The sequence below is a fragment of the Pseudanabaena sp. UWO310 genome, assembly GCF_006861605.1.
Taxonomy (GTDB): Bacteria; Cyanobacteriota; Cyanobacteriia; order Pseudanabaenales; family Pseudanabaenaceae; genus Pseudanabaena.
This window is the reverse complement of sequence record NZ_SELU01000025.1, coordinates 56,883-68,690: the sequence shown is the minus strand read 5'-3', so window position 1 is coordinate 68,690 and position 11,808 is coordinate 56,883. Positions and strand designations below refer to the sequence as shown.

The following is an 11,808-nucleotide window of genomic DNA, read 5'->3' as shown; positions in this document are numbered from 1 at the left end:
ATTTAAATATAAAACCCTAAAACCTGCGACGCTCGCGCAGCGAGCGTCGCAGGTTTTAGCTTTGGATTTTAATTACGCTGAGGTATTTACCAAAATTAAGAAATGGCGTAGCCATTTCTTAATTTAAAAACCCTGACTAGGCTTAGTTTTTAATTCACAAAAGTGTTGTCACACTTGCGCGAATTGGTATAAAAACTGGATGCTGAGTTCTGTAGTGCAATTCTGTAGTGCAATTCTGTAGTGCAATGCTGTGTTTGCACTACAGAACTCAGCAAACTTGCGAGAAAACCAGAGAGGGGGGATAAAGCGGCTAGTTCGCCTAGGCTAAAATTTAGATTGCGATCGCACTGTACATTCAGAAGGTAACAAATCTAGGTAAAATCTGCATAGTGCCAGTTAATTCAAATATTTCCCATGCCAGAAGATAACGCTAACGAACCGCAAGTAAACCAATCGGCTAATGAAGCAGTATTTAATGAGGTACTAAAGAGTATAGACATTGACCCAGCTTTGCTTGCCGAGCTGGGCGAAGTGACAAACGATCCAGAACAGGCGATCGACACAGCGATCCGTCAATGGTTGCAGCGTCGAGCAATCAAAGAAGCAGATCGATCGCGTCCTCTGACAATGAATCCTGTCGTTCCGCCTCGCGGCGAGTGGAACGATTAGGAACAATGAAAAAATACTTAGAATTTCGTTCCTAAAAAACATGTATGAATTTTGGCTAAAAGAAAAGCTGCTCTTAATTGTGGGACTGTTTCAGTTTGGGCTTATTCTCATTGTTTTTGCGATCGCTAAGTTAAGTAAGTTAGTTGCCTCCAAACTTAGTGCAATTAACGCAAGCAACCAAAATAAGATTAAATTTGCACCGATCCCACCCAGTTCATCGGATAAAGAAGAAGAGGTCGTGAGTAGTCCAATTAATCATGAAACAGATCTTGAAACCGCCCCGCAACCGATTGCTGACGAGTCCATAAATCCACAGCCAGAGATCCATAACGATCAGGACGATCAGGAAAATATCGAACCGCCCCTTCCCGACTTAGCGGCAGCCGAACTCACCTATAAAGTCGAAATAGCCCCAGACCTATTAACTGAGTTAAAGGAAATTTCTAGCGATCCTACCGCAATCATCGATGAAGCAATCCGTTGGTGGCTGCGGCGGCGCACTTTGGATGTTTTAGATGCTTCACCCGATCGCCAATATCGCGTGGGCTTGAACACCTACGGTTCGGGAAGATCGACCAAAGATCGTTGGAATGACTAGTGGTGTTTTCCCTAAATTCCCCCTTTGATGTAGTGGTAGGGCAAAACCAAGCGATCAAGCTATTAAAAGCTGCCATTCAACGCGATCGCATTGCTCCTGCCTATTTGTTTGCAGGCACAAGTGGTGTGGGACGCAGCAAAACCGCTTCGGCATTTGCCGAAGTTTTATTGGGCGATCGCCGATCGGCTAATCGACTTAGCGATCGCAATCATCCCGATCTGCTATGGGTAGAGCCGACCTATCTGGATAAGGGTAAAATGCTCACCGCCAAGGAAGCCGACGCAGCAGGATTAAAGCGCCGCGCCTTACCCCAGATCAGGATCGAACAAATACGAGAAATTAGCGAATTTGTGAGCCGTCCCCCCCTTGAGTGCCAGCGATCGGTGGTCGTTCTGGAGGAAGCCCAATCGATGGCGGAGTCGGCTGCGAATAGTTTGCTGAAGACCCTCGAAGAACCACTTTACGCCACGATTATTTTGATCGTCCCCGATGCTAGTGCGATCTTGCCCACCCTAGTTTCACGCTGCCAACGCATCCCTTTTACGAGACTCAATCAGAGGCAACTACAGGAGGTACTCGACCTTGCAGGGCATACCATTCCCCCCGAAGTATTAGCCCTAGCCCAAGGCTCGGCGGGTAATGCGATCGAATCTTTCGAGCGTTTTAAAAGCATTCCTGCGGAATTGCTAACTGCCGTCCGCCAAATTCCTCAAGATGCGAAAACTGCTATGGCGATCGCCAAACAAATCACCAAGGAGCTAGAAGTAGACTTGCAACTATGGCTGATCGATTATTTACAAAATTATTTTTGGGAACAGCAAAGATCGCCGCTAGTTTTGCAACACCTCGACAAAGCAAGGGAATTGATCGCTCGCTATGTCCAGCCACGCTTAGTCTGGGAAGTAACGCTTTTGCAAATAGCGGGAAAGATTGCCAACTGAAGAGAGGCGAGGCGCAAAGCGCCGCACCTCTCTTTTCGTTTTTTATGGGCGATAGCTATATATGCGTCATAATAGTGATCGTGACCTCCTTGATGAGGTATAAACCCTAGCTAATTTTTGAAAGTTTAGAACGATGACATCTGCTCCTAAAGCCAAACCTGAGAATCTCACGAGTCCCGCCGAATTAGGCGAATATAAAGACACCGTTAACTTGCCGCAAACAAACTTTTCCATGCGGGCAAATGCGATTATTCGTGAGCCAGAGATTCAAAAGTTTTGGCAAGAGCAAGGGATTTTTGCAGACCTCTCCCACAATAATAAAGGTGATGTGTTTACCCTCCATGATGGGCCTCCCTACGCTAACGGCACATTACACATGGGTCATGCCTTAAACAAAGTTTTAAAAGATATTATTAATCGCTATAAGTTATTGCGTGGCTATAAAGTTCGCTATGTGCTGGGCTGGGACTGTCACGGCTTACCGATCGAACTTAAAGTTTTACAAAATATCAAAGCCGAGGAACGCGCTAATTTAACGCCTTTGCAATTGCGTCAAAAAGCCAAGGAATTTGCACTGCAAACGATTAACGAACAGGCAACAGGCTTCAAACGTTGGGGTGTTTGGGGTGACTATGAGAATGCTTACTACACCCTCAAACCTGAATACGAAGCCGCCCAGATTGGTGTATTCGGGAAGATGGCACTTAAAGGCTATATCTATCGTGGTCTGAAGCCCGTATATTGGTCGCCCAGTTCCCATACGGCTCTTGCGGAAGCCGAATTGGAATATCCCGAAAATCATGTTTCGCGCAGTATCTATGTCGCTTTTCCAGTAACTCAAGCTAGCGAACAATTGAAGGCGATCGCCGATCTCGCAAATCTCCATGCCGTGATCTGGACAACCACACCATGGACAATTCCCGCCAACTTGGGCATTAGCGCCAATCCCCATCTGAGTTACAGCATTGTCTCGGCTGGTGACAAAAACTACATCGTGGCTACGGAACTGGTTGAAAAGCTAGCTGCTACCTTTGAACAAGCTTTGGAGGTGAAATATACCTTTACTGGTGATGTGCTCGAAGGAACCATTGCTAAACATCCCATTTGCGATCGCCCTAGTCCGATCGTGCTAGGTGATCACGTCACCGCCGAGTCAGGTACGGGCTTAGTCCATACTGCGCCTAATCATGGTCAGGATGACTTTATTGTTGGTAAAAAATACAATTTAGGCATGATTTCCCTTGTGGACGATCGCGGTATTTTCAATGAGGATGCTGGCGAAGCATTAGCAGGTTTGAGCGTACTGAAAGAAGGTAATGCCAAGGTTGTCGAAATCTTGACCGCTAATGGAACCCTGATTAAAGAAGAAGCCTATAACCACAAATATCCCTACGATTGGCGCACGAAGAAGCCCGTGATCGTTCGCGCTACCGAGCAGTGGTTCGCTTCCGTTGATGGTTTCCGCGAAGAAGCTTTAAAATCAATCAAGGAAGTTAACTGGATTCCTGCGATCGGTGAAAATCGGATTACCTCAATGGTGCAAGAGCGATCGGACTGGTGTATTTCCCGTCAGCGCACTTGGGGCGTACCGATTCCCGTATTTTATGACGAAGAAACCAACGAGCCTTTGCTCACGGAAGAGACCGTTACGCATATTCAAGAACTCATTCGCGAACATGGTTCCGATGTGTGGTGGGAAAGAGAAGTAGAAGAATTACTTCCTGAAGCCTATCAAAATAATGGTCGCAAGTATCGCAAAGGTACGGACACAATGGATGTCTGGTTTGACTCTGGTTCCTCATGGGCAGGGGTTCTCGGCGGCGAAAGTCATAATTCGCGCACCGTTCCCTATGCGATGAACTATCCTGCGGATATGTATCTGGAAGGTTCCGATCAACATCGTGGTTGGTTCCAATCTTCGCTTTTAACTAGTGTGGCAACCAATGGCTATGCCCCTTACAAGACCGTGTTAACCCACGGCTTTGTCCTTGATGAAAAGGGACAAAAGATGAGCAAATCCCTCGGTAACATCGTCGATCCGATGGTGGTGATCAATGGTGGTAAAGACCAGAAGAAAGAACCTCCCTATGGTGCGGATGTGATCCGTCTTTGGGCGGCGAGTGTCGATTATAACGGTGATGTTCCCATCGGTAAGACGATTTTGGCGCAAATGTCCGATGTATCCCGCAAGATTCGCAACACCGCCAGATTCTTGCTCAGCAACCTCTTTGACTTTCAACCTGCGGAACATCTAGTTCCCTATGCCGATCTCACGGAAAGCGATCGCTACATCCTGCACCGACTTTACGAAGTCACCAAAGACATCACTGAGGCATACGAGAAATTCCAATTCTCGCGCTTCTTCCAAACCATCCAAAACTTCTGCACCGTCGATTTATCCAACTTCTATTTAGACATCGCCAAGGATCGCCTCTATATCAGTGCGCCTAACGCTCCCCGTCGCCGCAGTTGCCAGACGGTGTTGATGTATTGCTTAGAGGCAATTGCCAAGGCGATCGCTCCAGTCCTTGCCCACACTGCCGAGGATATCTGGCAATACTTGCCCTATCCTGCGCCATCTAAATCTGTATTCCAATCGGGTTGGTTTATCGTGCATCCTGAATGGCACAAGCCCGAACTAGCAACTAAGTGGGAATATCTGCGCGAAGTGCGTGGTGAAGTCAACAAAGTATTGGAATCAGCAAGAACTGACAAAGTGATCGGTTCTTCTTTGGAAGCACGTATCTTCATTTGGTCTGATCAAGAAAATATACAAGCTAATTTAGAATCTTTAGGCGAGGAGGAACTCAAATATTTATTCATTGTGTCTGAGGTGAAATTCGTTCAAAATATGAAGGCTAAACTTACAGGTAAAGAAAGTCATTCTCCAGCTTGGGAATCAATACGATATCGTTATGATTCTGAAGACCTTACTTTTGCGGCTTTTTATGCTGATGGTGAGAAATGCCCACGCTGCTGGAACTACTCCACCCATATCGGTGAGTCTACCGAGCATCCCCATATTTGCGATCGCTGCGTCAGTGCATTAGCAGGTACTTTTTAGTAAATCGTGATTAGATAGCGATCGCTTACATCTATCGTTTAGATATAGGCGATCGCTATTTTTAATTAATTTTGTTGAGCTAAAATCTCTGTATCCAAGTGAATCTAAACTTTGGGAGACAAAACTAATGGTAAATGTTCTGCAAATCGGAGAAGTTGGTACTGAGTTATCTAAACTTGTCAACGAAGTGAGAGATTTGCATACACAGGTTGTGATTGAAGCCGAAGGAAAGCCAGTAGTGGCAATGGTTCGTTATGATTATTTAGCAAATTTGCTTGAAGCCTTGGAAGATGCGATCGATAGTAATTTACTAAAAAAGGCTGTTGCTAGTAATGATCGATTTTTTAGCTTTGAGGATGTGATAGATGCTCATAACAAAGCTCATTACACCGAAGTTGTAGTAGAGGATTTCACGAAGATATGAGCGATCGCTATACGTTGCAGTTTGCTAGAGATGCTAAGAAATCGTTGGCAGAACTACAGCCCAAACAATTCAAGCAAATTGCAACCAAAATATTTGCACTATTAGACAATCCTCAACCGCAAGACTGTAAAGCATTAAAAGGTTATCCCAATGGTTATCGTGTAGATTCGGGCGAGTATCGTGTTCTTTACACTGTGGAGGATGGACAAATAAGGATTTTTAGGGTTGGTAAGCGTAATGATGATGAGGTCTATCGTAATTTGTAAATGGTCTTTACGTTTACTTATAGCTGTCGTCACCTGTGTTGTGACAAAATTAAAACCCAATAAGAGAATTGCGGCGCTTCGCGCCGCAATTCTCTTATTGGGTTTTATGTACTAATACACTTTGCGACAGCTCTAAAAGTCCAATGGGGTTTGGCAATGCCAAACCCTTCTTTGTGCATACCTCTTTATGTAGGTGCAACTAATCTGTTATCCATGCCTTTAGCTAGATTAACATCTCGAAATATTTTGTTATATTTCTTTACATAAGGAAATCAAACAAAGGAGAAAGCAATGAGCAGCTATACAGTCGATGAACGCGGTGTACTCAACAATTTCGCAGTAGAACCAAAGATGTATGTTGAAGAATCCGACAGAGCGGGTTTCACCCCTTACGCAGAATTATTGAACGGTAGACTTGCAATGATTGGCTTCGCCTCCTTGCTGATCCTTGAAGTTTCCACAGGGCATGGTTTGATTTGGTGGCTGACAAATATCTAAATCCCATCTGTTCCTGATCTAAATGTTTGAGACAAAGTAAAAACGATTCTTTAACCCTATCTTTTGGTAGGGTTTTTTTATTGGTTTGGAGATATATCGTCCAAATCAAAACCCAAGAGTTGATTGGTGGCACGAAGTGTCACCAATCAACTCTTGGGTTTTATATTTATTTGTGCCAAGTTACTCAATAAGCGATCGCATATTGTCTGTAAAACCTGCGCCTCGTCCTCGGAGATATGACTAGCAAAATGCTCAGAAATCCCCTCAGCGTAAACGATCCACATTTTTTGCTGCATCGCCAAACCTGCCTCAGTTAAGACGGCATAGGTTCCGCGCCGATCGCTTGGACAGGATTTTCGATAGAGCAAGTCGGCTTTTTCGAGGCGATCAACTAATCGCGTTAGATTGCTACGGGTTAATAGCACTTTTTCAGCCAGTTCGCTTAAGCGCAAACGGTGATCGGGGGCTTCTTTGAGTATGAGCAGTACGTCATACCACTCCAAAGGCGGCAGATCGGCTTGATCAAGCTTTTGGGCAATGCGATCAAGCAGCTTGGTATGAACGGTCAAAAGCGATCGCCAAACCGAACTTCGCAAAGGATCTAGGGGTGAATTTATTGACATACTTCCAGTATCCAAAAAAATCGTTGCAATCGCAATTATAAAAATAGGCTCATAGGGACGGCGCTTCGCGCCGCCCCTATCTTTGGGAATTTAGTTGCAATTGCAATTAAATATGCTAAGTTAAACATAGTTGCAATTGCAATTAATGTAAATGCAACTATATTCAGATATTAGCCCCCTTTACAAATTGCACTTACAAATTGCCATGTTGCCTAAACTCAAGCTGATCAGCCATACCCTTTGTCCCTACGTGCAGCGATCGCTAATCACTGTCCTTGAAAAGCAAATTTCTTGCGATCGCGAATATATCGACCTTGCCAACAAACCCGACTGGTTTCTTAAAATTTCGCCATTGGGGAGAGTACCATTACTGCTGGTTAATGATGAAGTCTTGTTTGAATCCGCCGTAATTTGTGAATATCTTGATGAAATTACGCCCGATTCGCTGCATCCTGAGGATGCCTTAACCAAGGCTAAACATCGCTCTTGGATCGAATTTGGGTCAAATCTACTGACAAAAATTGCGGGTTTCTACTCGGCTAAGGATGAAGAGACTTTTGAAGCAAAACGGTTAGACTTGATTGCAAATTTAGAACTACTAGAAGCACAACTCATTGCAGCACCATATTTTGGAGGCGAAAAATTTTCGCTGATTGATGCGGTCTATGCCCCCATATTCCGTTATTTTGTTGCCTTCGATCGCTATCAAAATTTTGGCTTTAGCGATCGGACTCCCAAAGTTAAGGCTTGGCGCGAAGCTCTATTAGAGCGACCATCGGTTCAGCAAGCCGTTGACGAAAATTATTACGAATTACTGGATGAGTTTTTCCAAAAGAGAAATAGTTTTTTGAGTGAGTTGATTAAATAGCTCCGCAAAAAACAAATCTAAAACCTGCGGCGCAGGCTGCGCCGCAGGTTTTAGGGTTTTATATTTATAGCTGCCGCCAACTGTATCAGGACATAAAAGCCCAAAGATGAGTGGCGGCGCTTCGCGCCGCCACTCATCTTTGGGCTTCGTTGCTATAGCTTTTGCCAAAGTTGAATTTCATAGCAGAGATGCTTGTGAAAAAGAGTCGAGGCATTAAGCCCTTCCGTAATCAAGTTTTTGATTGACTTTCCGAAAAAGTAACGCATAACTTTATAGATCGGTGGAACTGCGATCGCAATTAGATTGCCGATATATTTCAGTGTAGAGATTCCAAAGGTTTGGAAGCTTTGCACGCAGATATCCAAAGTTGGAGCAATATGTGCCGAAATGTCATCGGTCTTGACCAACTTAAATCCCGCCTTCTCCATTGATTTATGCAGATCGGCCTTAATCAGACAGTTAGAAAACATTCCTTCCTTATATTCAGGATCTTTCCGTAACATATCTGCTAACAGCACATAACTGCCAGATTTCACCACCACAGCCGAACCTTCTGCGATCATTTCTGGCGACATATATTGAGTACTTTCGCTAAATAGAATTAGATCATAAGTAAGCTGTGCGGAATACTTTTGCGGCGCTTGCACAAATTCTTGAAAGGTATCAATATGGAATAAAGCTTTTCCCTTGGTACGTTCCAAGAAATTAGCTTGTTGAAGTGGATCGGGAGCAAGTCCCTCAACTTGTAAACCTTTCTCAATCATCGCTACAGCATTATCTCCATTCCCACAACCAACATCTAATACGGAATGAATATCGGTGGGAAGGAAAGCGAGAAGATGGGTCGCATAGGCTTCTTGGGCTACACGCAACTTGGTAACCGTCAACTCATCTGTGGGAGATGGAATTGGTTCCCAATAACCATAGTGAAGATAGGAAGAGCCTGTCAAATCTCGGTAATATTGCAGTGCAGCGTTTTGGTAGCGAATTACATTGTTCATAGATTAGTAAATATAGCAGTTTTCGCTATGGGCTGGACTAAGTCCAAAGGACGAACGGCGCAAAGCTCCGCCCGTCCTTATCTAATACCAATTCACGAAAGTGTTGTCACACTTTCGTGAATTACAGCGCTTTGCGCTCAAACCCAAGCCAAGGAAATTCATGAAAGCCTTGCTTAGCAAGACTTTCATGAATTTCCTTGTGATTCGTTTGATCGATAATTGCTGTAAACACCAAACCCAGTCAGGTTATACCCATTCCCAAAATGGCGTTGCCATGTTGGGAATGGGTATAACCCTCATTTAGGGTATGTTTCTAAACAAGGCTGAAACTCTTCCCAACGTCGGTTAACCTGCTCAAAACAATCGGGGGGAAAGATTTTCAGATTTTGGAAAAGATTGATTTCAAGCTGTTGCTCCATCTTCATCAAGAGAACAATCTCTTTGTCTGGGGCATAATTCCCAACAGCTTGCACAAGAATAGCGATCAATTCTTGATCGAGAGAAAAAGCTTGAATTGAAGAGATTAATTCTTGTTCAGCAACAAATTGGGATTTGAATTGGGTAACTTCTAAGCCTGTGTTACTAGGAGCGATCGCATTGCGATCAACATCACAAAACACGACTCCTCGACCATGCTGCAAAAAGCCTTGCCATGCAGCATAGCCGATCATCATCAGGTTTGCGTGAATAAAGCTCTTTTGCCAATAGCCAAAATTGCCTTGCCAATCACTATCTTTTAACTTCATCTATTACCTCGTAGATGTAGATTTATGGATTTGAAATGAGCTTCGGCGGGCGTTCTGACTCTTTCTGCTTTTCAACAGAAAATCACAGTTGCGGGACAGTGTTGGATTTGCGCCAATCTTTCCCCATTACTTTTAGTGACTGCTCCTCACTAAAACCGAAAGCTGAAGTCAAAGTATAACATCTATGGCGATTAGCAATTTTTCATAGGCAGGTTTTAAAAGTACAAAATGGCTCTGTCATTTTGTACTTTTAAAACCCTTACTGGTTTTGGTTTTTAATTCACAAAAGTGTTAGCACACTCTCGTGAATTGGTATTACATCCGCTATATTAGGATAGGCGGCACTTGATATGGCTCATCCTCATCTTAAAATCCGACTATGGATCTTGAACTTTCTCGATTTTATAAAGCTTGCAACCCGACGCATCTATTACCTCGTAGATGTAGATTTATGGATTTGAAATGAGCTTCGGCGGGCGTTCTGACTCTTTCTGCTTTTCAACAGAAAATCACAGTTGCGGGACAGTGTTGGATTTGCGCCAATCTTTCCCCATTACTTTTAGTGACTGCTCCTCACTAAAACCGAAAGCTGAAGTCAAAGTATAACATCTATGGCGATTAGCAATTTTTCATAGGCAGGTTTTAAAAGTACAAAATGGCTCTGTCATTTTGTACTTTTAAAACCCTTACTGGTTTTGGTTTTTAATTCACAAAAGTGTTAGCACACTCTCGTGAATTGGTATTACATCCGCTATATTAGGATAGGCGGCACTTGATATGGCTCATCCTCATCTTAAAATCCGACTATGGATCTTGAACTTTCTCGATTTTATAAAGCTTGCAACCCGACGCATCCTCTTGATTCTAGTAATGAAGAGGATTGCAGCTATTATATTGATCTCTCAACGGTGCGGGGTGAAAAGCTAATTGAAAGTTTATCTCGCAAGATTGTGAGGATTTCCCCCGATGAGTCCACCTGTCAGTTATTTACAGGACATATCGGCTGCGGCAAATCAACAGAACTTTTGCGGCTGAAGCATGAACTGACCGAGAAAAAGTTTTATGTCGCTTATTTTGAATGCGATCGCCAATTAGAACTGAGCGATGTCGATGCGAGTGATATTTTGTTAGCGATCGCAGGACAACTCAGCAACGGCTTAGAAAAGGAGGGGATCAACATCATCCCAGAATATTTCAAGAAATTGTTTGGCGAACTGAAGGATATTTTACAAACCAAGCTCGATCTGAGTGCAAATTTTAAGCTATCAGTGGGGATTGCCGAGATTACGGCTCAAGCCAAGAATAGCCCGTCATTGCGTCGGCAAATGCGCGAACGGTTGGAATCCCGCACCAATAGTATTATTACTTCCATTAATAAGGAGTTACTGGCTCCTGCCAAGGAAAGACTACAAGCTGCTGGCAAGAAAGGCTTAGTGGTAATTGTGGATAACCTCGATCGCATTGAAAACCGCATCGATCTTAAAGAACAGTCAAGGGCTGGATATTTGTTTGTCGAACGGGGCGATCAGTTGCGGGGGCTGGATTGCCATGTAGTTTACACGGTTCCATTGTTGCTGACTTTTTCTAATGATGCTGCGATCGTCGCTAGTCGGTTTGGAACGGATATTAAGACTTTGCCGATGGTTCCTGCAAGATTAAAGGATGGCAGTGAGTGCGAGGCAGGAATGGCGCTACTCAGACAAATTGTAATGGCGAGAGCCTTCCCAAAAGTTAATTCCGTCCAACGGATTAACAGTGAATTTGTGAACAAAGTATTTGATTCACCTCAAACTCTTGATCGCCTATGTCAAGCTAGTGGTGGTCACGTTCGTAATTTATTTCGGTTACTGTATGGTTGCCTCGAGCAGGACGATCCACCGATTACGGCTAAGTTGGTCGAGAGTATCATCGCTAAGGAACGGAATAATAAAATTAAAACAATTACTGAAGATGAATGGGAACTAATTACCAAAGTAAAACAGGATAAGAAGGTAAGAGGGGAGTCGGAGTATCAGACGCTGATCAAGAGCCAGTTTGTGTTTGAGTATGAATATCAAGGTGATAGTTGGTTTGATGTAAATCCAATTTTGGATGATTAGAGGAAAGTTCG

At 43.8% G+C, this 11,808-nt stretch carries 13 protein-coding genes and 2 riboswitches; of the genes, 10 read left to right on the top strand and 3 right to left on the bottom strand.

The genetic code is table 11. The features are described from left to right. Positions 1-414 precede the first annotated feature (414 nt). The 7 genes from PseudUWO310_RS10365 (at position 415) to PseudUWO310_RS10335 (ending at position 6,460) form a co-directional block, all read left to right on the top strand. Positions 415-669, top strand: a complete 255-nt coding sequence (locus PseudUWO310_RS10365) for a hypothetical protein (RefSeq protein WP_009627654.1) — start codon at positions 415-417, stop codon at positions 667-669. Positions 670-709: 40 nt separating this feature from the next. Continuing rightward, positions 710-1,267, top strand: a complete 558-nt coding sequence (locus PseudUWO310_RS10360; RefSeq protein WP_142600802.1) for a hypothetical protein — start codon at positions 710-712, stop codon at positions 1,265-1,267. Beyond that, positions 1,267-2,208 (top strand): DNA polymerase III subunit delta', encoded by a 942-nt coding sequence (locus PseudUWO310_RS10355; RefSeq protein ID WP_142600800.1) that lies wholly within the window; start codon positions 1,267-1,269, stop codon positions 2,206-2,208. The genes PseudUWO310_RS10360 and PseudUWO310_RS10355 overlap by 1 nt, the downstream gene beginning before the upstream one ends. Positions 2,209-2,341: 133 nt before the next feature. Continuing rightward, positions 2,342-5,272 (top strand): isoleucine--tRNA ligase, encoded by a 2,931-nt coding sequence (ileS, locus tag PseudUWO310_RS10350; protein ID WP_142600797.1) that lies wholly within the window; start codon positions 2,342-2,344, stop codon positions 5,270-5,272. 127 nt (positions 5,273-5,399) lie between these two features. Beyond that, positions 5,400-5,696: a type II toxin-antitoxin system Phd/YefM family antitoxin gene (locus tag PseudUWO310_RS10345; RefSeq protein ID WP_009627650.1), complete on the top strand. Its 297-nt coding sequence runs from the start codon at positions 5,400-5,402 to the stop codon at positions 5,694-5,696. After that, positions 5,693-5,962, top strand: coding sequence for a type II toxin-antitoxin system RelE family toxin (locus PseudUWO310_RS10340; protein WP_142600795.1), 270 nt, complete (start codon positions 5,693-5,695; stop codon positions 5,960-5,962). The genes PseudUWO310_RS10345 and PseudUWO310_RS10340 overlap by 4 nt, the downstream gene beginning before the upstream one ends. Positions 5,963-6,253: 291 nt before the next feature. Then, complete coding sequence (locus tag PseudUWO310_RS10335; RefSeq protein ID WP_142600792.1) at positions 6,254-6,460, top strand: chlorophyll a/b-binding protein; 207 nt, start codon at positions 6,254-6,256, stop codon at positions 6,458-6,460. Positions 6,461-6,606: 146 nt separating this feature from the next. Here the strand turns inward: PseudUWO310_RS10335 and PseudUWO310_RS10330 are convergent, their stop codons facing one another. Then, the gene (locus tag PseudUWO310_RS10330) at positions 6,607-7,083 is read right to left on the bottom strand and encodes a MarR family winged helix-turn-helix transcriptional regulator (RefSeq protein ID WP_142600790.1); all 477 of its coding nucleotides are present in this window, start codon (positions 7,081-7,083) and stop codon (positions 6,607-6,609) included. A 151-nt stretch (positions 7,084-7,234) separates the two neighbouring features. Between PseudUWO310_RS10330 and PseudUWO310_RS10325 the strand changes: the two genes are divergently transcribed. Continuing rightward, positions 7,235-7,951: a glutathione S-transferase family protein gene (locus PseudUWO310_RS10325; protein ID WP_223805612.1), complete on the top strand. Its 717-nt coding sequence runs from the start codon at positions 7,235-7,237 to the stop codon at positions 7,949-7,951. 152 nt (positions 7,952-8,103) lie between these two features. Here PseudUWO310_RS10325 and PseudUWO310_RS10320 read toward each other — a convergent pair whose 3' ends face one another. Next, complete coding sequence (locus PseudUWO310_RS10320; RefSeq protein WP_142600787.1) at positions 8,104-8,952, bottom strand: class I SAM-dependent methyltransferase; 849 nt, start codon at positions 8,950-8,952, stop codon at positions 8,104-8,106. 100 nt (positions 8,953-9,052) lie between these two features. Between PseudUWO310_RS10320 and PseudUWO310_RS22870 the strand changes: the two genes are divergently transcribed. Then, positions 9,053-9,256 (top strand): hypothetical protein, encoded by a 204-nt coding sequence (locus tag PseudUWO310_RS22870; RefSeq protein ID WP_190315974.1) that lies wholly within the window; start codon positions 9,053-9,055, stop codon positions 9,254-9,256. Here PseudUWO310_RS22870 and PseudUWO310_RS10315 read toward each other — a convergent pair. After that, positions 9,249-9,698, bottom strand: a complete 450-nt coding sequence (locus PseudUWO310_RS10315; RefSeq protein WP_142600784.1) for a hypothetical protein — start codon at positions 9,696-9,698, stop codon at positions 9,249-9,251. The genes PseudUWO310_RS22870 and PseudUWO310_RS10315 overlap by 8 nt on opposite strands. Before the next feature lie 26 nt (positions 9,699-9,724). Continuing rightward, a riboswitch (cobalamin riboswitch) is annotated at positions 9,725-9,873 on the bottom strand. Positions 9,874-10,151: 278 nt separating this feature from the next. Next, a riboswitch (cobalamin riboswitch) is annotated at positions 10,152-10,300 on the bottom strand. 204 nt (positions 10,301-10,504) lie between these two features. Here PseudUWO310_RS10315 and PseudUWO310_RS10310 point away from each other — a divergent pair. Then, positions 10,505-11,797, top strand: coding sequence for an ATP-binding protein (locus PseudUWO310_RS10310; protein ID WP_142600782.1), 1,293 nt, complete (start codon positions 10,505-10,507; stop codon positions 11,795-11,797). Positions 11,798-11,808: the final 11 nt, after the last annotated feature.